General features: G+C 66.2%; 14 protein-coding genes. 6 read left to right on the top strand and 8 right to left on the bottom strand.

Annotated features, from left to right (window positions below; genetic code table 11):
* Positions 1-21: 21 nt before the first annotated feature.
* From HFRIS_RS06340 to HFRIS_RS06320, 5 genes are all read left to right on the top strand, one after another.
* Positions 22-4,077, top strand: a complete 4,056-nt coding sequence (locus HFRIS_RS06340) for a translocation/assembly module TamB domain-containing protein (protein ID WP_039874686.1) — start codon at positions 22-24, stop codon at positions 4,075-4,077.
* A 206-nt stretch (positions 4,078-4,283) separates the two neighbouring features.
* Positions 4,284-5,843: a sensor domain-containing diguanylate cyclase gene (locus HFRIS_RS06335; protein ID WP_039874684.1), complete on the top strand. Its 1,560-nt coding sequence runs from the start codon at positions 4,284-4,286 to the stop codon at positions 5,841-5,843.
* 3 nt (positions 5,844-5,846) lie between these two features.
* Positions 5,847-6,188 carry a hypothetical protein gene (locus HFRIS_RS06330; RefSeq protein ID WP_006462441.1) on the top strand — a complete coding sequence of 114 codons (342 nt, stop codon included), beginning with the start codon at positions 5,847-5,849 and terminating at the stop codon, positions 6,186-6,188.
* A 220-nt stretch (positions 6,189-6,408) separates the two neighbouring features.
* Positions 6,409-8,565 carry a TonB-dependent receptor gene (locus HFRIS_RS06325; protein WP_006462440.1) on the top strand — a complete coding sequence of 719 codons (2,157 nt, stop codon included), beginning with the start codon at positions 6,409-6,411 and terminating at the stop codon, positions 8,563-8,565.
* Between the two features lie 3 nt (positions 8,566-8,568).
* Positions 8,569-10,074 carry a PepSY domain-containing protein gene (locus HFRIS_RS06320; protein ID WP_006462439.1) on the top strand — a complete coding sequence of 502 codons (1,506 nt, stop codon included), beginning with the start codon at positions 8,569-8,571 and terminating at the stop codon, positions 10,072-10,074.
* Between the two features lie 3 nt (positions 10,075-10,077).
* Here the strand turns inward: HFRIS_RS06320 and HFRIS_RS06315 are convergent, their stop codons facing one another.
* The 8 genes from HFRIS_RS06315 to HFRIS_RS06280 form a co-directional block, all read right to left on the bottom strand.
* A complete protein-coding gene (locus HFRIS_RS06315; protein WP_006462438.1) occupies positions 10,078-11,535 on the bottom strand; it encodes an ABC transporter ATP-binding protein in 1,458 nt (485 codons plus the stop codon).
* The gene (locus tag HFRIS_RS06310; protein WP_006462437.1) at positions 11,532-12,365 is read right to left on the bottom strand and encodes an ABC transporter permease; all 834 of its coding nucleotides are present in this window, start codon (positions 12,363-12,365) and stop codon (positions 11,532-11,534) included. The genes HFRIS_RS06315 and HFRIS_RS06310 overlap by 4 nt, the downstream gene beginning before the upstream one ends.
* Positions 12,362-13,336 carry an ABC transporter permease gene (locus tag HFRIS_RS06305; RefSeq protein ID WP_039874681.1) on the bottom strand — a complete coding sequence of 325 codons (975 nt, stop codon included), beginning with the start codon at positions 13,334-13,336 and terminating at the stop codon, positions 12,362-12,364. Before HFRIS_RS06305 ends, HFRIS_RS06310 begins: the two co-directional genes overlap by 4 nt.
* Positions 13,327-14,931 (bottom strand): ABC transporter substrate-binding protein, encoded by a 1,605-nt coding sequence (locus HFRIS_RS06300; RefSeq protein WP_006462435.1) that lies wholly within the window; start codon positions 14,929-14,931, stop codon positions 13,327-13,329. The genes HFRIS_RS06305 and HFRIS_RS06300 overlap by 10 nt, the downstream gene beginning before the upstream one ends.
* A gap of 10 nt (positions 14,932-14,941) precedes the next feature.
* Positions 14,942-17,086: a TonB-dependent siderophore receptor gene (locus HFRIS_RS06295; protein WP_006462434.1), complete on the bottom strand. Its 2,145-nt coding sequence runs from the start codon at positions 17,084-17,086 to the stop codon at positions 14,942-14,944.
* A 317-nt stretch (positions 17,087-17,403) separates the two neighbouring features.
* A complete protein-coding gene (locus HFRIS_RS06290) occupies positions 17,404-18,390 on the bottom strand; it encodes a magnesium and cobalt transport protein CorA (protein WP_006462433.1) in 987 nt (328 codons plus the stop codon).
* Positions 18,391-18,438: 48 nt separating this feature from the next.
* Positions 18,439-19,341, bottom strand: coding sequence for a DMT family transporter (locus tag HFRIS_RS06285; RefSeq protein WP_006462432.1), 903 nt, complete (start codon positions 19,339-19,341; stop codon positions 18,439-18,441).
* A gap of 25 nt (positions 19,342-19,366) precedes the next feature.
* Complete coding sequence (locus tag HFRIS_RS06280; RefSeq protein WP_006462431.1) at positions 19,367-20,770, bottom strand: DHA2 family efflux MFS transporter permease subunit; 1,404 nt, start codon at positions 20,768-20,770, stop codon at positions 19,367-19,369.
* Positions 20,771-20,913: 143 nt separating this feature from the next.
* Between HFRIS_RS06280 and pabB the strand changes: the two genes are divergently transcribed.
* Positions 20,914-22,740 (top strand): aminodeoxychorismate synthase component I, encoded by a 1,827-nt coding sequence (gene pabB, locus HFRIS_RS06275; RefSeq protein ID WP_006462430.1) that lies wholly within the window; start codon positions 20,914-20,916, stop codon positions 22,738-22,740.
* Positions 22,741-22,851 lie beyond the last annotated feature (111 nt).

Below are 22,851 nucleotides of genomic sequence, written 5' to 3'. Positions count from 1 at the left end.
GATTTCGAACGACAGGCACGCATGAGCGACCAGCCACAAGCATCGCAGGATTCTTCCCCTACACCGGAGCCGCCGGGTCCACGGCGCTCGCGCAAGCGCGCTGGCAACACGCGCCGAATGGGCCGCACGGGCCGCATCCTGGCCTGGAGCAGCGGCACGCTCGCCCTTCTGCTTCTGGCCACCGCCGGGACAAGCCTGTACGCCTTGAAGACCGAAAGCGGCACCCGCCTGCTGTGGAACGGCGCGGTCAAGGCGCTGGACGGCAAGCTCTCCGGCCAGTTGCTGGGCGGCACCGTGGCCGATGGTCTGCGCCTGCGCGCCCTGCACTACCAGGATGGGCAGCGCATCCTCGATATCGACAGCATCGACGCCCGCTGGCATCTGGCAGTGCTGCAGCGCAAGTTCAGCATCGACTACCTGCGCGTGGGCGCGGTGCAGCTGAAACAGCAGCCCTCGCCGTCCGAGCCGACCACCCTGCCGACCTCGCTGGACATTCCCCTGGCCGTGGAGATCGGCGAGATCAGCCTGGGCCACCTGAGCCTGACCCAGGGGACGTCCACCACCGAACTGTCGGACCTGAAACTGCACGGCAGCTCCGACGGCGTGCAACACACGCTGGTGCTGGACCGCGTCATGACCCCCTACGGCCAGGCCACGGCCCTGCTGCATCTGAACGGCAAGCGCCCCTTCGCCATCGGCGGCGGCCTGGAACTGACCGGTGCCTACCAGCAAGGCGAGCTCAAGGAGCAATACCAGTTGGCCGCCCAGTTGTCGGGCTCGCTGGAGGAACTGGGCATCGCCCTCACCGCCGGGGGCGACAAGCTCAAGGGCAACGCCGACATCGTCGCCACGCCCTTTGCCGCGGTCCCGCTCAAGCGCGCCCGGGTCGACCTGCAGCATCTCAATCCGCAGGCCTTCAACGCCGCCGCGCCGGCAGCCGACCTCAACCTGCGCGCCGACCTGGCTCCGCCGGCCGGACTCCCCGCCAATGCCCCGCTGCAGGTGGCCGGCCGGGTGGACATCACCAATGCCCGCCCTGGCAGCCTGGACCAGCAACTGCTGCCCCTGCTCTCGGCCAGCGCCGATCTGCAACTGGACCTGCAACAGCAGACCCTGTCGCGACTGGATATCCACCTGCCCCGCAACGCTCGCATCGAAGGCGGTGGCCAGTTCCGCCCTGGCAGCACGGAGCCCGGCAGGGAGTCCGCCATGGCCGGCCAGTTCAAGCTGCGCGTCAACGAACTCGATCTCAGCCAGATCCATCGGCAGGTACGTCCCACCCGGCTGTCCGGGCCGGTCGATGTGACGCTGGCGCCAAACGCCCAGCAACTGCTGCTGACCCTGCAGGACAGCGCCCTGAAGCTTCACTTGGATACCGTCATCGGCGCCGGTCGGGTACAGGTGCGGGAGGCTTCCCTGACCGCCGGCAAATCGCGCCTGGAAACCAACGGGTCCCTGCAGACCGTGGGCGCGATGGATTACGCCTTCAAGGGCAGGCTGCTGGACTTCGACCCCACGGCCGTCCTGCAGGCCGTTACCCCGCCACCGGTCACCAAGGGGCGTCGCACCCGCAGCGCAGCGCCTTCGCAACCGGTGCGCGCGCGCATCAACATGGACTTCGACGCAGCCGGCGCCCTCTCGCCGGAGCTGAAGGTCAAGCTCGGTTTCCGCATCCACGACAGCAGCTATGGCGATCTGCCCATGAGCGGCCGGGGTGATCTGCAGCTGGCCGGCATGCGTCTTCTGCCTTCCAGGGCCAATCTGCAGGTTGCCGGCAATACGCTGGACCTGGATGGCAGCTTCGGCAAGGCCGGGGACAAATTGCGGCTCAAGGTCGATGCGCCACAACTGGCACGCCTGGGTTACGGCTTGTCCGGCCTGCTGCGCCTGGACGGCACCGTCAGCGGTACGCGCCAGCGCCCCGATGTGGTGGCCAGCTTCCAGGCGGAGCAATTGCAGTTCGGCGCGCACAAGCTGCACCACCTGGCCGGCCAGAGCGAACTCCACAGCAACCTGGCCGCCGGTGTGGCCTCGCCCGACAACCGCCTGGCGCTCACACTGGAGGGTGACGGCTACAGCGGCCCGCAGGCCGAACTGTCACGCCTGGCGATCAAGCTGGACGGCACCTACGCCCGGCACACACTGGCCCTGCAGGCCAAGGGCAAGCTGCAGGATCAGACCCTGGACCTGGCCGTGGGCGCCCACGGCCAGGTCACCGAAAAGACCAAGGGTCAGTATGGCTGGGCCGGCAGCATCGACCAGTTCAGCAACCAGGGCTTCCCGCGCATCGCCCTGGGCAGTCCGCTGACACTGGATGCCTCGGCCGACGGCATCGAGGCTGGCAGCACCCGCATCGAGATCGACCGTACTGCCATCGAACTCAAACGCCTGTCCTATCAGCAAGGCCGACTGGCATCGGCCGGCCAGGTTCGGGCGCTGGACCTGGGACGGGTGCTGGAACTGGTGCAGCAATTCAGCGGCACACCCGCCCCGGTCAGGACCGACCTGGTGCTCGATAGCGACTGGGACTTCAGCCTGGCCGAACGCGCCAGCGGCTACCTGCAGATCGCCCGCAGATCGGGCGATGTCAGGGTCACCACCAGCACCGGCGAAGCCACGCTGGGCCTGTCGGAACTCAAGCTGCGCAGCGACTTCCAGGGCGAACAGATGCGCGTGAGCGGTCGCGTCGATGCCGCGCGCATCGGCAGCCTGGACCTGGGCGGAGAAGTCGGCCTGCGCCGCATCGACCAGTTGCTGGCACTGGACGCGGCATCCCCGCTGAACCTCCGCGCCCGCCTGGATGTCCCGCAGCTCAAGCGGGTGGGTGACCTGATCGGCCCGCAACTGAGCCTCAACGGCAAGCTGTCGGCCGACCTCAATGCCGCCGGCACGCTGGGCCAGCCCCGCCTGTCGGGGGCCATCAACGGTGACAACCTGGCACTGACCGAATTCGACCAGGGTATCCAGTTGAAGGACGGCATCGTACGCATCGTCATGGACAGCAATGTCATCGAACTGCGCCAGATCGAGTTCCATGGCGGGCGCGGCACCCTGCGCGCCGGTGGCAAGATCCAGCTGGGTGCCGACAATCCCGACCTCAACGCCACCCTCACCGCCGATCATCTGGAACTCTTCGCCAGTCCCGACCGGCAATTGATGCTCTCCGGCGAAGGCAAGATCAGCAACGTCAACGAACAATTGCGCGTGGACGGCAAGTTCATCGTCGACCGCGGGCTGTTCGACCTGCCCAAGAGCAGTGCACCCAAGCTGGGGGACGACGTGGTCATCGTCAGTCGCAGCGGCAAGAACCGTGTCGGTGCGGCCGCCTCCTCGCAGCAGAAGCTGGAAGCCGCGACCGAAAAGCCGGCCAGCAAGTTCGCACCCGTCATCAACCTGGCGGTCGACCTGGGCAATGACTTCCGCTTCCGCGGCAGTGGCGCCGACCTGCTCCTGCGCGGCGACATGATGGTGCGCAGCGAACCGCTCTCCCCCCTGCGCGCCACCGGGACCATCAACGTGGCCGAGGGCAGCTATGAAGCCTTTGGCACCAAGCTCAATATCGAGCGGGGCATCATCAACTTCCAGGGCCCGATCGCCAATCCCAACATCAACATCCTGGCCATGCGCCGCAACCAGGACGTCGAGGCCGGCGTCTCGGTGACCGGCAATGCCAACCAGCCGCGCGTGCAACTGGTGTCCGAACCCAACGTCCCGGACGATGAAAAACTGTCCTGGATGATGTTCGGCCATGGCACCGACAGCTCCAACATCGGCCAGCGCAACGCCAGCAGCCAGGCCCTGGCGCTGGTGGGCAACATGGGCGGCAAGCGCATCGCCAAGGACATCGGGCTGGACCAGTTCAGCATCGGTTCCAGCGAATCGGGACTGACCGACGAGCAGGTGGTCAACCTGGGCAAGGCCATCACCCAGAAGATCACCCTGGGCTACGAACAAAGCCTGCAGGGTGCGGCCAGCGTGGCCAAGGCTACCTGGCAGATTTCGCGCCGCTGGTCGGTGGTGGCCCGCGCCGGCACCATCAACGGCCTGAACATCCTGTTCAGCCGTCGCTACGACTAGCGATTAGCGATTAGCGACAAGGGGCGCGGGACTCGGGCGGAAAAGCCACGGACAGCGCCCCGATGGCGCTTTCCGGCGGGCAAGGCTTGCCCCCGGAGAGGGGGAATCTGTTAATCTCGTCGCAAGTTCAGGTAATCCCCGATGGACGCTTCAGCAGGATTTCATAACAATGGCGCCGGGGAAAGGCCGTTTCCGGGGAAAGCGACATGCCAGAACACAGAATCCAGCGCGCATCAAGAACAGCCAAGCTGTTCGTGGTCGTGGTCTGCCTGATCATCCTGCTGCTGGAGGCATGGTCGGCCTGGCGCGCCTATGAGATGGCGCTGGACGAGGCCAACCGGGACGGCGCCAATATGACCCTGGCGCTGACCCAGCAGGCCGACCAGTCCTTCAAGGAAGTCGACGTGGTATTGCTCGGGGTGCAAGAGCACCTCGACTATGACGGCACCAATGCAGCCGGAAGCCAGCGTACGCACGATTTCATGGTCACCTCGGTGGCGGCGGTGCCGCAACTGGCCATGCTGATGGTCTACGACGAAACGGGGCTGGCCATCGGCACCTCCCAGGCCACCCTGGAACATCGCTATATCCAGGACGACTACTTCCTGCATCACCAACGCCTGCGTACCAACCAGGCCTATCTCGGCAAACCCATGCGCAGCCGCGTCAGTGGTCAGTGGGTCGTCACCATGAGCCGCCGCATCAATCATCCCGACGGCAGCTTCGCCGGGGTGGTGGTGGCCGACATCGACCTGTCGCACTTCCAGCGCTACTACGAGCAATTCACCATCGGCCGCAATGGCGCCATCCTGTTCGGCCTGAACGAAGGCACGGTGATCTACCGCCAGCCGTTATTGAGCTATTCCATCGGGCTGGACATCTCCAAGTCGATGCTGCAGCAGCAATACCTGAGCAAGGCCGACCAGGGTTCCTTCGAGATGCGCTCGCCGCGCGAGGACATCGTGCGCCTGACCAGCTTCCAGCACTGCAACCTGTATCCGCTGTTCGTAGCGGTGGCACAGGCCAAGGACGACATCCTGGAAGACTGGACGCGCCGGGTCTGGATACGCGGCATCGCCGTGATGTTGCTGTTGATCGTCATCGGCTACGGCGGCAACCGGCTGGTGGCGCAGGTGGCTGGCCGCGAAACGGCGGAGATGGAAGCCATCACCGCCCGCACCGAACTGGAGCGTCTCTACCGCACCCTGGAAGCACAGTCGCAGAAGGATGGCCTGACCGATGTCTTCAACCGCCGCTACTTCGATGCCGCGCTCACGGCCGAACTGGCACGCCTGAACCGTTCCGGCGAATCGCTCTCGCTGATCATGGTGGATGTCGACCATTTCAAGCGCTACAACGATACCTACGGCCATGCCGCCGGCGACATCTGCCTCAAGCAGGTGGCCGCCGCCCTCAATGGGGTGGCGCGCCGCCAGGGCGACATCGTGGCGCGCTATGGCGGCGAGGAATTCGCCCTGATCCTGCCCAACTGCAATGCCGCCAGTGCCGCTGCCATTTCCGGCAGGCTGGTGCAGGCGGTGCGGGCATTGCGCATTCCCCACGAGGGCAGCCCGGTCGGCCAGGTCACCATCAGCGTGGGCGCGGCCAGCCTGGCCAGCGGCAAGGGCGCGCAGGTGGATGCCCGCGACCTGATCGACAGTGCCGACGCCGCCCTCTATCTGGCCAAGGAACAGGGCCGTGATCGTGCCATCCAGCATGAGTATCCGCGCCTGAGCCTGCTGCCGGACATTCCCGGAGTGAGGTGACCCGTGCGCTGCCTGATCCGCTATCAACTGCGCGAGGAAGAACTCCCTTCCCACCACGAGTTCAACGCCGAGGCCCCCGATACCGAGCTGGTGATCCGGCATCTCACCGAATTCCTGCATCCTGAAGTGATGTTCGAATTCCTTCCCGTGCAGCCTGGCGCAAAGGACGGCATCACCCAGTTGCGCGACCGCATGGCCCATGCGCGCGACTATCTGGAACAGTATTGCGGACTGAAAAGCCTCTCCTACATGATCCTGCCCGAAGGCGCCTCTTCCGCCCAGGGAAGATGGACGACCCTGCTGCTGGGCGGGGGCGAGTCGGGCCCCGTCAGCCGCCTGGATTAGTCGCTGCAGGGCTGCGGCTAATTGTCGCACCCGGCACCTCCCATCACCCTCCCAAATCAGCCGCAAAACCTTTGCTGGAGCGGCTTTCCCCTCTGCGACAGAGCATTTTCACCCGATTCAAGCTGCCCCCAGTCCGACCCTCTGCGTTGTTAGAATCGGCCGCGATCCGATTTCTTTACTTCCTGCAGGCATGCATGGCATGCCCACTCAGACTGCGACCATGACCAAGACCACACGACAGCACCGGGGCAGCCCCGGCCAGCAGCAACGTTCCTCCTTCCACCTGGCACTGCCCCTGCTGTGCCTCGCCGCAAGTGCCCAGGCACAGCAGAACGACGCCACCCTGCCCACCATCTCGGTGAGCGCCAGCAGCACCGCGCCCTTGCAGAACCCGGTGAGTACCGGTTCCAACCTCGACCTCACGCCCCTGCAGATTCCTGCCAGCGTCAGCGTGATCGACCGTCGTCAGCTGGAAGAACGCGGCGACGCCAGCATCGTCGATGCCATCACCCGCGCCCCCGGCTACAGCAGCCTGGCGCACCCTGGCAACAGCGGCAGTTCGCTGTCGGCACGCGGCTTTACCGATACCACCTCGGTCATGCGCCTGTACGACGGCGTGCGCCAGTACGGCGGCGTCGGCGTGAGCTTCCCCTTCGACACCTGGAGCGTGGAACGCATCGAAGTGCTGCGCGGACCGGCCTCGGTGATCTATGGCGATGGCGCCATCGGCGGCGTGGTCAACGTGGTGCCGAAGAAACCTTCACGCGGCAAGATCGAAAATGAAGTCGAGGCCAGCATCGGCAGCCACAACACGCAGCGCCTGGGCCTGGGCAGTGGTGGCGCCATCAACGACATGCTGTCCTACCGCGTGGACATCAGCGGTGACCGCTCCGATGGCTGGGTGGATCGCGGCTATTCCAACAACCTCAGTTTCTCGGGCGCGCTGCGGCTGGACGTCAATCCCGACCTGTTCGTGCAGTTGAGCTACGCCCAGGGCCACCAGCGTCCCATGGCCTATTTCGGCACGCCGCTGATCAATGGCCAGCAGGTCGATGCGCTGCGCGAAAAGAACTTCAACGTCGGTGACGGCAACATCGACTACAAGGACCGTTGGGCGCAACTGGAAGCGCAATGGACACCGAACGCCGACACCACCGTGCGCACCCGCTTCTACCAGATCAACAGCGACCGTAACTGGCGCAACGCCGAATCCTACGTCTACAACGCGGCCTCCGGGCTGATCGACCGCAGCGGCGCCACCCAGATCCGGCATGACCAGTCGCAGACCGGCAACACCACCGACGCCACCTTCAAGGGCCACCTGCTGGGCCTGAGCAACCAGGTCTCGGTCGGCTTCGACATCAACTCCAGCAGCTTCACCCACACCAACAACACCTATGTGGGCAACTTCAGCAGCGTCAATCCCTACGACTTCGACCCCGGCGTCTACGCCAGCGGCACCGGCATCCCGGCCTTCCGGCCGCGCTATCGCAACAGTGCCTCGCAGTATTCGGTCTTCTCCGAAGACAAGCTGGACCTGACCGAACGCCTGAGCGTGCTGGCCGGCTTGCGCTTCGACCATGCCGACGTCTCCCGCAGCGACCTGATCAACAGCGCCAACGACTTCAGCCAGAGCTACTCCAACCTCGGCTGGCGCCTGGGTTCGGTGTATGCCATCACGCCGGACCTGTCCGTCTATGGCCAGTACACCAAGGCCGCCGCACCGGTGTCGGGCCTGCTCATGCTGACCCAGTCCAACAGCCGCTTCGCCCTGTCCACCGGTCGCCAGGTGGAAGTGGGCGTCAAGCAGGTGTTCTGGAACAAGCGTGGCCAATGGACCCTGGCCCTCTATGACATCCGCAAGAACAACCTGGTCACCCGCGATCCGGCCAATGCCAGCCAGAGCATCCAGGTCGGCCAGCAATCCTCGCGCGGCGTCGAAGCCAGCCTGTCGCTGGCCCTGGCCGATACCGTGAAGCTGGACGCCAACGCCACCGTGCTGCGGGCGCGCTTCGACGACTTCGCCGAAGCGGTGGCCGGCGTGGCTGTTTCGCGCAGCGGCAATGTCCCCACCAACGTGCCAGAACGACTGGCCAACCTGTGGCTGAGCTGGGACTTCCTGCCCGCCTGGACTGCCAGCGGCGGCCTGCAGTACGTGGGCGCGCGCTATGCCGACAACGCCAACACCCTCAAGCTGCCGGCCTACACCACTACCGACCTGGCCCTGCGCTGGAAGGCCACGCAAGCCACCACCCTGACCCTGCGTGCCAACAACGTGTTCGACAAGCACTACTTCACCACCGCCTACTACACCAATACCCAATGGCTGTACGGACCGGGACGCGAGTTGCAGTTGAGCGTGAACCACCGCTTCTGATCGATGGCGGCGACTTCCTGGCCGGCGCGCCTGCGTCGCTGGACCTACCTGACCCACCGCTGGTGCGGCGTGGCCGGCTGCCTGCTGATGGCCCTGTGGTTCGCCAGCGGCGTGGTGATGCTGTTCGTCGGCTATCCCAAGCTCACGCCCTGGGACAGGCTGGCGGCCCTCCCTGCGCTGGAAGCCGGCAGCAAGCTGCCGGGCCCACCGCCGCAGGCGCGTGCTGGCGCACTGGTGCTCAACGCCGCCAGTGGCCAGCCGCGCTATCTCCTGCGCCAGAAGGATGGCAGCCTGCTGTCGCTGGATGCGGCTTCCGGCACAACCCAAACGCAATTCGACCGCGATGCCGCGCTGCGCTCGGCACGGCTGTTCCGTCCGGGCGCCGAGGCCCATTACCTGGGTCAGTTGCACGAAGACCGCTGGACGCATGCCCGGTCGCTGGACGCGCATCGGCCACTGCACCAGATCATGCTGGACGATGCCGCCCACACCCTGGTCTATGTCTCCTCGCACACCGGCGAAGTGGTGATGCAGGCGACCCGCCTGCAACGCGGATGGAACTATGTCGGCGCCTGGCTGCACTGGCTATACGTCTTCAAGAACCAGCCGGTCGATCCGGTCTGGACCTGGACCGTGATCGCGCTCTCGGCCGGCTGCGTGCTGGTGGCCTGCAGCGGCATCGTGGTGGGACTGTGGCGCTGGCGCTTCGGCCGGCCCTACAAGTCCGGCTCGCACTCACCCTTCGCGCCCGGCTGGATGCGCTGGCATCACCTGCTCGGCCTGGGCTTCGCGGCCATCACCCTGACCTGGATCTTCAGCGGCCTGATGTCGATGAACCCGCTGGGCATCTTCTCCGCCGCGCAACGGCCCGACCTGGCGCGCTATGCGGCGGTGCCGGCCCAAGGCGGCCTGCTGGCGGCCCCTACCGGAGCCATCCTGCAAAGCCTGGCCGATAGCGGGTTTCGTCCGGTGGAACTGGAATGGCTGACGCTGGCCGGCCAGCCCTTCGTGCTGGCCCGCGACGCACATGACGGCACGCGCCTGGTCCTGGCCATCGATGGGCAGGGGCAGCGCCTGCTGGTGGCGCAGCATTGGTCTCGCGCCACGCTGGAACGCGCCGGGGCCCGGCTGATGGACGCGCCCCTGGTGAAGGTGGAGCGCATGGAGCAGTACGATGCCTATTACTACCGCCGCGACAGCGAGGCCATGATGGGGGGCGCACAACGACAGTTGCCCGTGCTCAGACTGAGGTTCGCCGATGCCGGTGATACCCTGGTCTACCTCAACCTGCAGAGCGGCCAGGTGGAATTGAGTGCCGACCGCGCCCAGCGCATCGGGCGCTGGCTGTTCAGCCTGCTGCATAGCTGGGACCTGAGGCCGATGCTGGCCGCCGGCTGGTTGCGCGAGGCCGTGCTGATCCTGCTGAGCATCGGCGGGCTGGCCTTGTCGGGCAGTGGCGTGGTGATCGGCTGGCGGCGGCTGCGCCGCAAGTTCGGCGCCCGCGCCTGAGGGTCAGCTACCCAGGCGTATCTGCCGGTCCGCCACGCAGCGCACGATATCGGTGTCGTGCGTCACCAGCAGCACCGCACAACCCGCTGCCCTGGCCTCTTCCACCAAGAGGCCGATCACTTCCTGCTGGGTCAGCGGGTCCAGCCGCGAGGTAGGCTCGTCGGCAAAGATCAGCGTCGGTTTCATTAACAACACCCGTGCCAATGCAATGCGCTGCAGTTCGCCACCCGATACCTGGCGCGGCAGGCGATCCAGCAGCCCGGTATCGACCCGCATGCGCGCCAACAGCGCCTCCAACCGGTTCCAGTCCAGCTGGTGCAGGCGCACCACGTCCCGCAGGGACTGGCGCAGGCTGACGGTGGGCGCAAAGGCCGCCGCCGGGTCCTGATAGATCTTCTGGAACGCCGTGCGCGCCAGGCCGGCGGCGCGGGTGACGGTTCCCGCATCGGGCTTGAGCAGGCCCAGCAGGAGATTGCCGAAGCTGGTCTTGCCCGCCCCACTGGGCCCGCTGATGGCCAGGATCTCACCGGCGTGGATGCGGGCACTGACATCACTGAACAACACACGCTCGCCGAAGGCCTTGCTGACGCCGCTGATCTCGGCAATGACCCGGCCAACATCGCCGGCTGCGGCTTGCACTGGCGCAGGCAGCGGCCAGCACGCAGGATCGGCCGCCAGCAGGCGCCGGGTATAGGTGTGCTGCGGCGCGGCCAGTACCGCCTCGGCCTCGCCCCGCTCCACCATGCGTCCCTCCAGCATCACCGCCAGTTGTCCGCCCAGCGCCCGCGCCAGCCAGACGTCGTGGGTGATGCACAGAAGGCTCATACCCTCCTTGCGGGCCGCCTGCAGCAGGGCCAGCACTTCGCCACGGCGGTCGGCATCCAGTCCCTTGGTGGGTTCGTCGATGATCAGCAACGGTGCGCCGGCCGCATGCGTGGCCAGGAACGCCACCCGCTGCGCCATGCCACCGGAGATCATGAAAGGATATTTGTCCGCCGCATCCCGCAGGCCCAGACTGGCCAGCGCATCCAGCGCCGACGTCCGGGCGTTGCTGCGGGCAGTCCGCAGGCTGTCGTTCTGGGTATCGACGGCGGGCCGGCTGACCAGCTCATAGGTCTCGGCCACCTGCTGCGCCACGGTCATGGTTGGGTCCAGTGCCAGCCAGGGTTCCTGGGGCAGCAGCGCGATACGCCGGCCCCACCCTGCCTGGCGCGGGGCGACATCGGCAGCCTCCCCCGCTTCGCCATCGATGCTGATGCGCCCGGTACAGCGCAGGTTGGCCGGCAGATGACCCATGATGGCCTGGGCCAGCAAGGACTTGCCGGAGCCACTCTCGCCCAGCAACGTCAGCACGCCACCGGCCGGGATGGAAAAGCTGGTCGCATCGACCAGCACATCCTCCCCGTGCAGCACCGCGAGGTCTTGCACGCACAGCGCCGGCACCGGCGCCTGCGCGTTCATGCGGCCTCCTTCTGCGGCGACAGCAGCAGCAAACCCAGCAGGGTCATGAACAGCACCAGCACCGGCGCACCCACCAGCCAGGGCGCCTCACGGTAATAGGGCAATAGTTCGATCATCATGACGCCCAGTTCCGGCGTCGGCGGCTGCAGACCCACACCCACGAAGCCCAGTGCCGACATCGCCAGCACCGCGCCGGCCAGGCCGAAGCGCATCAGCGTCAGCAGACGCGGCAGCAAGGCCGGCAATACGTGACGGCGGATGATGTAAGCAGGCCCAAAGCCCAACAGGCGCGAGGCCTCCACCTGCGGGCTGGCCAGCAGGACGCGGCATGCGGCACGCACCACGCGGAAATATTCCACCCAGAGCGCCAGCGAAATGCCCACGTACAAGGACCAGAAGCCACCCGGCGCCAAGGCCGCCAGCAGCAGCACCAGCAACAAGCCCGGCAAGGCCAGCACGGCATCGGCCAGCGCCGCCAGCACGCGCTCGGTCCAGCCGCCGCACCAGGCCGCCAGCAGACCGATGAGAAAGCCAGGAACGGCCGCCGACAGCACGCTTACCAGTGCCAGCGACAAGGACAGCCGGGCGCCATGCGCCAGCCTGGCCAGCATGCTGCGCCCAAGCTGGTCGTAACCCAGCGGCTGCGCCAGGCTGGGCGCTTCAAGGAAGCGCGCCAGATGCTGACGCGCAGGATCGATGTCGATGACGATCGGCCCGACCAGCGCCAGCAGCGCCACCGCCAGCAACAGCAGCAGCCCGGCGGACTGGCCGCAGGTCCAGCGGCTTGCCCCGCGCTCGACAAGGACATCGGAAGCAGAAAGGCGGCTCATGCTCGGCCTCGCGGATCAAGGAAGGCGCAGGCGGCATCCACCAGCGCATTGAAGAGGACGAACATCAGGCCCAGCACCAGGGCAGTGCCCTGGATCATCGGCACGTCGCGGCCGAAGATGGCATGTACCAGTGCGTGGCCGATGCCGGGCCAGGCAAAGATGGTTTCCACCAACACCACGCCTTCGACCAGCATCACCAGTTGCACGCCCAGGTAAGCCACCACCGGTACGGCCACATTGCGCAGGCCATGGCGCGCCAGCGCCTGGGATAAGGTCAAACCTTTGGTCAGCGCAAAACTGAAGTATTCGGAACGTCGGACCTGCACCATGACATCACGCGCCACGCGGCAGGACACCGCCGCCAGGCCCAGCGCCAGCGTCAGGGCCGGCAGCAGGATACCGCCATGGTCACCATGACCGGCTGCCGGCAAGGCACCCAGCTGCACCGAAAACAGCAGCACCAGCAACAGCCCCAGCAGGAAGGACGGCAAGGCCCGCAGGACCACCGACACGGCCAGCGTGGCACGGTCCAGCCAGCCACCCGGGTGCAGCCCGGCCAGCACACCTGCAGTGGGGCCGATGGCCAGCGACAGCGCCATCGCCAGCAGCGACAGGCGCAGCGTCGGGCCCAGTTGATGACCGATCTCCACCAGCACCGGCAAGGCAGTGACCTGGGACATTCCCAGGTCCAGATGCAACAGGCGGCCCCACCATTCGCTCAGGGCCATGAACCAGGGCCGGTCCAGGCCCAGTTCCGCACGCACGGCCAGCGCGGCCTCGGTGGTGACCATGTCATAGCCGTAGCGCCCGGCCGCAATGCGGTAGGCCATGTCGCCGGGCAGCATGCGCGTCATGACGAAACACAGCGTGCCCACCAGCAGCGCCACCAGAGCGGCCTGCAGCAGGCGCTGCCCCAGCGCGAGCAGCAAGCGGCGCCGGGTGGCCGCGCTCAATAATCGATTCAGGTCCATTGCAGGGAAGAGATCCGGTAACTGCGTTCAAAGGGGTCGATGCTGGCGCCACGCAGGCGCCGGCTGACGGCGCAGGTCTGGCGATACCAGACCACCGGGATCACCGGCAACTGCTCCTGCAGCACGGCGGTGATGCGCTGGCGCAGGCTGCTGTCACGGTCTCGGTCACGGTCGGCAGGCACGGCCGGCGCGGCCGCCAGTTGCGCCAGCAGCGCCGGCACCTCGGCATTGCGCCAGCCCATGGCGCCCCAGTCGCCGCCCTCGGGACCGAAATCCTGCAGCAGGCTGGCCACCGGTTCGGGAAGATTGCCGTAGTTGCGCGCCGCCAGCGCCATCTGCAGCAAGCCGCTGCGATGACCGGCCGGGATATCGCTGGAATTGCCAATCACCACCCGCACGGCAATGCCGATCTGGCGCATCTCTTCCTGCAAGGCAGTGGCGATCAGGGGCAGTTCGGGACGATCCACGAAGGTCGTCAGATTCAAGGCCAGCCGCTGGCCCTCACGCCACCGCACGCCGTCCGTACCGAGACGCCAGCCGGCCTCCTCCAGCAGGCGGCGGGCCTGTTTCAGGTCTGTCTGCAAGGGCGGCAGGCTGGCGTCGTGCCAGCGCGCCAGCGCGGGGGGAAACAGTTGCGTAGCACCGAGGTCGGGGTCGCGCAGCAGGGCGCGGGCGATGCCTTCGCGTTCGATGCATAGCGCGATGGCGCGTCGCACGCGCACATCGGCCAGGAAGGGATGACCGGCGTTGAGCTTCAGAATGGTGGTACGCGGCAGCATGGTCGACAGCAGGGCCGCGCGTGGATGGTCTTGCAGCGCCCGGATGCTGGGCGGGTCCAGCGAGAAGGCAAGATCAGCCTGACCGCTCTGGACCAGCAGGGTGCGCGTCTCCGCACGCGAGACGCTGATGTAGCGCGCCCGCTGGATCGGCCTGCCCTGCCCGGACTCGATCAAGGCCACGCGTTCGACATCGAATTGCTGGGGCAGGCTCAGGGAACGAATGCGATATGGCCCGCTCCCGATGATGGCCTGCACATTGCCCTTGGCGTCGAAGGAAGCCGGTGCCAGGATCTGCGTCGTGTAGTGCGTCAGCAGATAGGGGAAAGGGCTGAAGGGCTGGCGCAAGGTGATGACCAGGTCACTGCCCTCCAGCTGCATCGTCGCGATCGCCGCCAGCTGCAATACGCCCGGCCGCTGGGCGGCGCGCTGCAGGCAGGCCAGCACGCTGGCCGGGGTGAGCGCGCTACCATCATGGTAGCGTCGCCCGCTGCGCAGTGCGAAACGCCATTGCAGACCGTCATCGCTGACCCGCCAGGTAGTGGCCAGGCCCGCACGCAAGTGGCCGCTGTCGTCCACCTCCAGCAGCGTCTCCACCACTTCCATGCGGGCGAACATGTAGCCGGAGCGCGAGGGGTCGAGGCCGGTCATTTCCCAGGGGCCGACCACGGTCAGCACGCCGGCATCCGCCCGGGTGACGGCATGCGAGTGCGGCGCATCGTCGCCGTGCGCCAATGCGCTGCGCCAGGGCTGGACAGCGGCCAGCGCGGCGGCCGCCAGCAGGGCCCGGCGGCGCGCTGCGTTCAGGTGATGGGACACAGGGCCGCCCTCAGAACCGGACGTTCAACGCCAGCATGGCATTGCGCTCGTCACCCGGCATGATCCACAGGTTGTTGTAGGAGCTGGTGTAGTAACGCTTGTTGAAAAGATTATTGACGTCCAGCGAGAGCTTCATGCGTGGCGTGAACTGCCAGTAGGCCAGCGCCCGCGCCGTGGCATAGGCGGGCAACCGGAAGCTGCCGGCCTGGTCGCCGGTACGCGCCCCGACATAGCTGGCGCCGCCGCCCACGCCAAAGGGTGCGCCGTGCGCATCGACATCCTCGAACACTGCCAGCAGGCTGCCCGACACGCGCGGCACGTTGACCAGCCGCGCACCGACGGTGAGAGTGTTGTCCTTGGCGACATAGGCGTCGGTATAGGCCAGGTTGCCAGTCAGGCGCCAGTGGCGTCCGAGCTTGGCATTGGCATCCAGTTCCACGCCCTTGCTGCGCACTTCGCCAGCCGCCACCGAGAACGAGGGATTGGACGGATCGGTGGTCAGCACATTCTGCTTGGTGATGTCGAACACGGCCAGGGTGGCGCCGCTGCGCTGGTCCTGGCTCTGGAACTTCAGACCCGCTTCGGATGCGCGGGCGGTCTCGGGACTGAAGGCATTGCCCTGCACGTCGCTGCCGCTGTTGGGGCGGAAGGACTTGCTGGCGCTGGCATAGACCGACCAGGCGGGCGTGATCAGGTAGGTCAGGCCCAGGCGCGGCGAAACGGCGCTCTTGTCCTGGCGCGTGGTCGCACCGCTGCGCCCGTTGTTCAGGGTGGAGTTCAGGGTGGAGCGGAAGGAATCGGCACGCACGCCGGCCAGCAATTTCCAGCGATCCGACAGGCTCACCTGATCTTGCACATAGAGCGCGGTGCTGATCTGGCGCTCGCTGGTATCGGTGTTGGGCAGGGGCGTGGGTTGCGCCTGGCCGTAGACCGGGGTGTAGATGTTGACTGCATAGGGCGCAGCGGCGCTGGGATTGATACGCAGCATGCGCTGGTCCAGCGTCAGCCAGTCGATCTCGGTGCCGACCAGCACCTCATGGCCGATGCCACCGGTCTGCAGCTTGCCGCCCAGTTCGGCCTGCAACGAGGTGTCGTGCCAGCTGTAGTCGCGATAGCGGCGCTGGCGACGCAGGGTGGCGTTGTCGGCCTGCAGGGCGGAGGCCTCGGTGGAGAAGCCATCCAGGCTGCCATCCTTGTGGAACACGCCGGTGCGCACATGCCAGTTGTCGTCCAGGCGATGTTCCAGCGTCAGCAGGTGGTTGCGGTTTTCCATCTTGATGTCGCCATCGCGTGGCTCGCCCAGAAAGCGCGAGACCGGCAGCACGCCCGGATTACCGTTGACGGCGACGATGCCGCGATCCAGCGGCGCCTTCTGGCGCAGGAATTCGCCCTCGTAGTTCAGAACCGTACGGTCCGACAACACCCAGGTGAAGGCCGGCGCCAGGAATTCGCGCTGGCTGGTGACGTCGTCGCGCATGCTGCCCTTGTGCTCCATGGCAGCGTTGATGCGGTAGGCCACTTCGCTGTTGATGGCGCCGGTGGAATCGACGGCACTGCGGTAGGTGTTGTTGGTGCCGATGGACAGATCCAGCGCATTGGCCGACTTGAACTGCGGCTTCTTGCTGACCACGTTGATGGTGCCGCCCGGCTCGCTATTGCCGTACAGGGCCGCCGCCGGTCCCTTGAGGAAGTCCACGCTCTCGACGTTGGCCATGTCGCGCGGCGGCGCATAACCACGGTTGGAGGCGAAGCCGTTCCAGAGGATGTTCATGCCGCCGTTTTCGCTGCCGGAAAAGCCGCGGATGGAATAGTTGTCCCACAGACCGCCGAAATTGTTCTGCCTGGCCACCCCGCTCACGTAAAGCAGCACGTCATCCAGCCGCGTGGCGGCCAGGTCGTCGATCAGCTGGCGCGACACCACCTGGACCGATTGCGGCAACTCCTGCAAGGGGGTCTCGCTGCGGGTGGCGCTGGAGGTCGCGTTCTGGCGGTATTGCTGGCGCTCGCCGGTGCCGGTCACCACGACCTGCCCCAGTCCGCTGTCGGCGCTGGCGGAGGTGGCGGCGGTGTTGGTGGTGGTATCGGCGCCCCAGGCCAGGTTCTGGGCCTGGCTCATGGCGAGCGCGCCCAGCACGGCCGCCCGCAGTGCGGTCATTTTCATCTTTTCCCTTGTGTTTTTTGTGTGTTGCGGCTGGGTGCTGAGCTGCCTTGCCGCGAGCGTGGTGACCGGCTCACGCGGTCAGGCCGGCATTTTATGCAACCGTGTTGCATTTAGCAAGAAGAAAGACAGGCATCGGAAACACGAGCCAGCCGAACCAGGTCCGGCCATGCGTGTCTGACGCTGCCTGTTCGTGCCGCCGATCAAGGCAGGCGGGAGTATAAAAGCGCGGGACAGCCGGTGGCTGCGACCAATTGTCGCACCCACCTCGCTATGATCTGAAAGGAAAAGACCGGTTGGACTGGAGCGGCAGCCTAGAGCCATCCTGCCTTGCGCAGACGCCGCCACAGCAGCGTGCATGCGGTGATGATGCCCCCCAGAACCAGCGGGAAACTCCATTGCCAGGACAAGCCGGGCATGTGCGCGAAGTTCATGCCATAGAGGCTGAAGATCATGGTCGGGATGGCCAGGATGGCACCCCAGCCAGCCAGGGTCTGCACGATCTCGTTCTGGTGGATGGTGACCTGGGCCAGGTTGATCTGCACCGCCGACTCCACCATTTCGCGCAGGCGGTCGCCGGTGTCGATGAAGCGCACCACGTGGTCGTAGATGTCGCGGAAGTAGGCCTTGCCGTCCTTGGTGATCAGCCCTTCATGGAAACGCAGCAGCTGGGTGCAGACATCCAGCAGCGGCGAGGCCGCCGAGCGCAGGCGGATCAGCTGGCGCTTCAACTGGTAGAGCTCCTGCAGGTAGGCCTTGCCGCTGATGGCGCCGGGGTTGAAGAGCTGTTCCTCGTACTGGCTGAACTTGGCTTCCAGGTCGTCCATGATGGGTCGGTAGTTGTCGACCACGAAGTCCATGATGGAATAGAGCACGAAGCTGGGGCCGCGCACCAGGCGCTCGGGCAGCATCTCGCAATGCTCGCGTACCTTGGCATAGCTGCGCGAGGCACCGTGCCGCACCGTGACCACGAAGCGCGGACCGGTGAGGATGTGGGTCTCGCCGAACTGCACCTCGCCGCCGGCCAGCTGGGCCGTGTGCAGGACCACGAAGAGGGTATCGCCGTATTCCTCGATCTTGGGCCGCTGGTGAGCGGCATAGGCGTCTTCCACCGCCAGTTCGTGCAGGCAGAACTCTTCCTTGATCTTGTTCATCAGCTCGACATTGGGTTCCAGCAGGCCCAGCCAGACGAAGGTCCCCTCCTCTTCCAGCACGTCGCTGATTTCATCGAGGGTGATGTCCCGCAGCTTCTTGCCCTTCTTGTAGACCGTGCAATTGACGATCATGGTGGGATCGATCATGTCTCTTTCCTGTTCTCTACCTGTTCTTGTCGGATCGACCGGACTCTGTCAGCCGGCACGCCAGCGCAGGCGCTGCTTGAACACCTGCGCCATGATCACCCCGGCCAGCGTGATCAGGCCGCCCACGGCGTGGTAGCCATGCAATTGCTCACCCAGCGCCGCTACCGCAATGATGACAGTGAACACCGGCATCAGGTTCACGAAAATGGAACAGCGGCTGGCGCCCAGGTAGGCCACGCCGCGCATCCACAGGAACTGCGAGAGGATGGAAGCGGCAATGCCCGCATACAGCAGGATGGGCAGGTTGTCGCGGGTGATGGGCGAATGATGCCCCAGCACGAAGCCCGGGAACAGCAGCACCACCGCCATGAGCACCTGCATGTACAGCAATTGCCAGGTGCGCAGGGGCAGCGCCCAGCGCCGCAGCATCACGCCATACAGACCATAGGCGATGGTGGCCAGCAGCATCAGCAGATCCCCGGTGACCACGCCCTGCTCGAACAGGTTCTGCGGGTGACCGCGCCCGATCAGCACCGCCAGGCCGAACAGCGACAGCACCCCGCCGGCCAGGGTGCCGATGGTGGGCGGTTCGGACAGCAGCTTGATGCTCAGCACCAGCGTCAGCAAGGGCATCAGCGAGGCAATGATGCCCATGCTGGTGGCCGACGCGGTGGCGGCGGCGAAATAGGCCAGGCTCTGGAACAGCACCATGCCCAGCAGCGCCAGCACCAGGATCTTGCCCAGGTGGGGTCGGATCTGCGCGCGTGCGGCCCAGGTCGAGCGCGCCAGGAAGGGCGACATCAGCGCCGCCGCCAGTACCCAGCGGTAAAAGGAAATATCCTCGGGCGCGATGACGCTGGCCGACATCTTGCTGATGACCGTGTTGCCGGCCCAGATCAGGACGGCACCCAGCGGGAACCACAGGGCTTTGTAGGACTGATCGCTACGCATTGCGCTCCTCGTCGTGGCGGCCGCGTCAGGCCGACTTGTTCTCTTGCTGCCCGGCCATCTCGGCGCCGGCATCATGCGGCAACTGGCGCAGCATCAGCAGCGCCAGCGCCGCTACCGCGCCCACCACCAGGAAGGCCGGCCAGAAATCCTGGGCCACCAGGGTGGCATGACCCTGGAGGTCGTTGGACATCTGCAGGGCAAAACCGGCCAGCACCACGCCCATGCCGATGGACAACTGCTGCGCCACGCTGGCCATGCTGGTGGCCTGGCTCAGGCGCTGCTTGTCGACATCGGCGTAGGAAATCGCATTGAGGCTGGTGAACTGCAGTGAACGGAAGCAGCCACCGATGAGCAGGACCAGCACCATCAGCAGATACGGCGTCTGCGGCGTGAAGCCGGCGATGGCCCACAAGCCCAGCACGCCCAGCGCGCCATTGACCAGCAGCACCCGGCGGAACCCATAGCGCCGCAGGAAGCGGGCGGCGATGGTCTTCATGAACATGGCCCCGGCCGCCGAGGCGCAGGTCAACAGCCCCGAATGGAAAGGCGTATAGCCAAAGCCCAGTTGCAGCATCAGCGGCAGCAGGAAGGGGATGGCGCCGATCCCCACGCGATAGAGCGAGCCGCCGAAGACACCGGCGCGCAGGGTGGGAATCTTCAACAGCGCCAGGTCGATCAGCGGCGCCGTGGCACGACGCGCATGCCACACGTAAGCCGCCAGGAACAGCACGCCCGCCACCACGCAGGCCAGCGAGACATCGCCCGAGACCAGGTGCCGGCCGGAGGTCGCCAGTCCCATCATCAGCAGCGAGCAACCCAGCGCCGAGAGCACGAAACCCTTGAAATCGAGCGGCGCCACCTGCTCGGCCTTGAGGTCGGGAATGAAGCGCGTGGCCAGGTAGAGGCCGAGAATGCTGATCGGGATATTGATGAAGAAGATCCAGCGCCAGTGGAAGTAGGTCGTGATGAAGCCGCCCAGCGGCGGCCCCAGCACCGGCCCGAACAGCGCAGGAATGGTCAGGTAGGACAGTGCCTTGACGAGGTTGACCTTTTCCACGCTGCGCAGGATCACCAGGCGCCCCACCGGCACCATCATGGCGCCGCCGATGCCCTGCAGGAACCGCGCCGCCACGAACTGCGGCAGGGTCGAGGAAGCCCCGCACAGGATGGAGCCCAGCATGAAGACACAGATGGCGGTGCGGAAGATGGTGAGCGAGCCGAAGCGGTCGGCCATCCAGCCCGAGATGGGAATGAAGACGGCCAGGCTGACCAGGTAGGAGGTCAGCGCCAGCTTGAGCGAAATCGGATCGACATTCATGTCCAGCGCCAGCGCCGGCAGGGACGTCGAGATGACGGTGGAATCCATCTGTTCCATGAACAGCGCACAGGCGACGATCAGGGGAATGATGAAGGTGCGTGGAATGGGCATCGGACTAGGTAGTGAAGGGACAGCGCCCTGGCAGCGTGGCAAGCCTTCAAGTATACCTTTTACGCTATCATGCTGCCGGCGGTGCTGCGCTGCCCGCCCTGCCTGCCCTTGCCGTCCTTGCCGTCCTTGCCCCCCCCTGTTCCATGACCGACTGCTTCGCCCTCCTCGACGACCATCTCGCCACGCCGGCCGAACCGCGCTCGCGCCTCTATACCGGCCACCTGCGCACGCTGGCCTGCACCGACGTCGCCGGCTTTGGGGCCCTGCTGGCGCAGATGCAGGCCGCGCTGGCCGCTGGCCAGCATGCGGTCGCCTTGTGGAGCTACGAACTGGGCGCGGCACTGCAGGGCTTGCCGCACCGGCCGCTGTCGGCCCCGCTGGCGCGCGTCCTGCTGTTCCAGCACTGCCAGCGCCTGGGTGCGACCGAAGTCGATGCCTGGCTGGCCGGCCAATGCGCTGACGAAGCGGCCGGCATCGTCAACCTGCGCAGCAGCGTCGATGAGGCCGCCTTCAGCGCCGCCATCGGACGCATCCGCGACTACATCGCCGCCGGTGATACCTACCAGGTCAATTACACCTATCGCCTGCACTTCCAGGTCCATGGTGACCCCATCACGCTCTACCGCCGCCTGCGGGCACGCCAACCGGTGCCTTACGGTGCGCTGGTGCGCGATGCGCAGGGTGGCATGGTGTTGTCCTGCTCGCCGGAACTGTTCGTCTCGCACCAGGATGGCATGTTGAAGGCCAAGCCGATGAAAGGCACCGCTCGTGCCATGGATGCCCAGGCTGACGCTGCCGACACGATCAATGCCCAGCGCGCCCTGGCCCTGGCCAACGATGAAAAAAACCGGGCCGAGAACCTGATGATCGTGGACCTACTGCGCAACGACCTGGGCCGCGTGGCCCGCTCCGGTTCGGTCCAGGTGCCGCACCTCTTCGACGTGCGCCGCTATGGGCAGGTGCTGCAGATGACCTCCACCATCCGCGCGCGCCTGCGCGAGGACGCCACGCTAGCCACCGTCATCGCCGCCCTCTACCCCTGCGGCTCCATCACCGGCGCGCCCAAGCGGCGCACCATGGAAATCATCGACGAGCTGGAAACCGAGGCCCGTGGCCTGTACACCGGCGCCATCGGATGGTTCGACGCGCCACGCGAAGGCGGCGGCACCATCGGTGACTTCTGCCTGTCGGTACCGATCCGCACGCTGGAACTGCAAGCGCCTGAGCATGGCCTGCGACAGGGCGTGATGGGCGTGGGCGCGGGCATCGTCTACGACAGTGACGCCGCCTCCGAATTTGCCGAATGCCGCCTGAAATCGGCTTTCCTCACCGGGCTGGAACAGGAATTCAGCCTCTTCGAGACCATGCACGCCAGCCACGCCGGCTGCCGTCATCTGGACTTGCACCTGCAGCGGCTGCAGGCCTCGGCGGCGGTGTTCGGTTTTCCCTGCGACGAGAAGGCGACGCGTCAGCAGATCGATGCGCTCTGCGCCGGCCTGCCCAAGGACGTCGTCCTGCGCCTGCGACTGGCACTGGATGCAGGCGGCAACGTCAGCCTGCAGCATGCACCGCTGCTACCGCTGACGGGACCGGTGACAGTCTTCCTGGCCGAGCATCGTTGCGCCAGCGACGACCTTTTCCTGCGCCACAAGAGCACGCGGCGCGCACATTACGACGCGGCCTGGAAAGAAGCCGAACGACGTGGCGGCTTCGACATGCTGTTCTTCAATGAGCGCGACGAATTGACCGAGGGGGGACGCAGCAATGTCTTCGTCAAACTTGACGGGCAGTGGTGCACCCCGCCCCTGTCCGCCGGTGTGCTGCCAGGCGTGATGCGCCGCGTCCTCCTGGCCGATCCACACTGGCAGGCCCGCGAAGCCGTCATCACCCGCGCCGAACTGATGCGCGCGCAAGAGGTGGTGGTGTGCAATGCGTTGCGGGGCGTGCTGCAGGCCCAGGTTTCCTCATAAATAATCACGCCTGTTCACGCCTGGTCACGCCCGGCGACGCGTAGCTCCGCATAGTCACGCGACCACTGTCGCATCCACGCCGTGGACTGGCGCTCTGAAGGGATTCGACAT

The sequence above is a fragment of the Herbaspirillum frisingense GSF30 genome (assembly GCF_000300975.2).
GTDB lineage: Bacteria > Pseudomonadota > Gammaproteobacteria > Burkholderiales > Burkholderiaceae_D > Herbaspirillum > Herbaspirillum frisingense.
Note: the sequence above shows the minus strand (reverse complement) of the source record. Positions and strands in the feature narration are given on the sequence as shown.

Coding starts and splice junctions, on each gene's coding strand:
- HFRIS_RS06305 (WP_039874681.1), bottom strand. CDS start 13,336: ATGGACCTGAATCGATTATTGAGCGCGGCCACCCGGCGCCGCTTGCTG.
- HFRIS_RS06310 (WP_006462437.1), bottom strand. CDS start 12,365: ATGAGCCGCCTTTCTGCTTCCGATGTCCTTGTCGAGCGCGGGGCAAGC.
- HFRIS_RS06285 (WP_006462432.1), bottom strand. CDS start 19,341: ATGCGTAGCGATCAGTCCTACAAAGCCCTGTGGTTCCCGCTGGGTGCC.
- HFRIS_RS06315 (WP_006462438.1), bottom strand. CDS start 11,535: ATGAACGCGCAGGCGCCGGTGCCGGCGCTGTGCGTGCAAGACCTCGCG.
- HFRIS_RS06335 (WP_039874684.1), top strand. CDS start 4,284: ATGCCAGAACACAGAATCCAGCGCGCATCAAGAACAGCCAAGCTGTTC.
- HFRIS_RS06290 (WP_006462433.1), bottom strand. CDS start 18,390: ATGATCGATCCCACCATGATCGTCAATTGCACGGTCTACAAGAAGGGC.
- HFRIS_RS06280 (WP_006462431.1), bottom strand. CDS start 20,770: ATGCCCATTCCACGCACCTTCATCATTCCCCTGATCGTCGCCTGTGCG.
- HFRIS_RS06320 (WP_006462439.1), top strand. CDS start 8,569: ATGGCGGCGACTTCCTGGCCGGCGCGCCTGCGTCGCTGGACCTACCTG.
- pabB (WP_006462430.1), top strand. CDS start 20,914: ATGACCGACTGCTTCGCCCTCCTCGACGACCATCTCGCCACGCCGGCC.
- HFRIS_RS06325 (WP_006462440.1), top strand. CDS start 6,409: ATGACCAAGACCACACGACAGCACCGGGGCAGCCCCGGCCAGCAGCAA.
- HFRIS_RS06295 (WP_006462434.1), bottom strand. CDS start 17,086: ATGACCGCACTGCGGGCGGCCGTGCTGGGCGCGCTCGCCATGAGCCAG.
- HFRIS_RS06340 (WP_039874686.1), top strand. CDS start 22: ATGAGCGACCAGCCACAAGCATCGCAGGATTCTTCCCCTACACCGGAG.